The 612-nt window shown below is 38.1% G+C and carries 1 protein-coding gene; it reads left to right on the forward strand.

Annotation, left to right across the window (positions count from 1 at the left end; all coding sequences use genetic code 11):
- Positions 1-612, forward strand: a 612-nt coding sequence (locus RB298_RS28040) for an SDR family oxidoreductase (protein ID WP_486049641.1), incomplete at both ends; no start/stop codon positions are given.

Raw genomic sequence — 612 nt, forward strand, 5'->3', positions numbered from 1 at the left:
ATCCTCAAGCTATTCTTCATCCTGCTGTACATGACCTAGGAACAGAGCAGGGTTGTCAACAGCTAATGGAACAGTATCCAGAAGTAGATATTCTCGTTAATAATCTTGGCATTTTTGAACCTGTTGAATACTTTGATATACCAGATGAAGATTGGTTTCGGTTATTTGAAGTCAACATTATGAGTGGCGTTCGATTAACACGCTCTTACCTCAAGAAAATGATTCAAAAAGAAGAAGGAAGAGTAATCTTCATTGCAAGTGAGGCAGCTATTATGCCTTCTCAAGAAATGGCTCATTACAGTGCAACTAAAACCATGCAATTGTCTCTTTCTCGTAGTTTAGCTGAATTATGCACAGGCACAAATGTGACAGTTAATACCGTTATGCCTGGTTCAACTCTAACTGAAGGAGTAGAAACAATGCTAAATAGTCTTTATCCAAATGAACAATTAACTCTAAAAGAAGCTGAAACGCGATTTATGAAAGAAAATCGCCCCACCTCTATTATCCAAAGGTTTATCCGTCCAGAAGAAATTGCAAACCTTGTTACTTTCTTAAGTAGTCCACTTTCATCAGCTATTAATGGTTCAGCACTGCGGATAGATGGAGGAC

It is taken from the genome of Priestia sp. BR_2 (assembly GCF_041954005.1).
In the GTDB taxonomy this organism is placed as follows: domain Bacteria; phylum Bacillota; class Bacilli; order Paenibacillales; family Paenibacillaceae; genus Paenibacillus_AQ; species Paenibacillus_AQ lautus_A.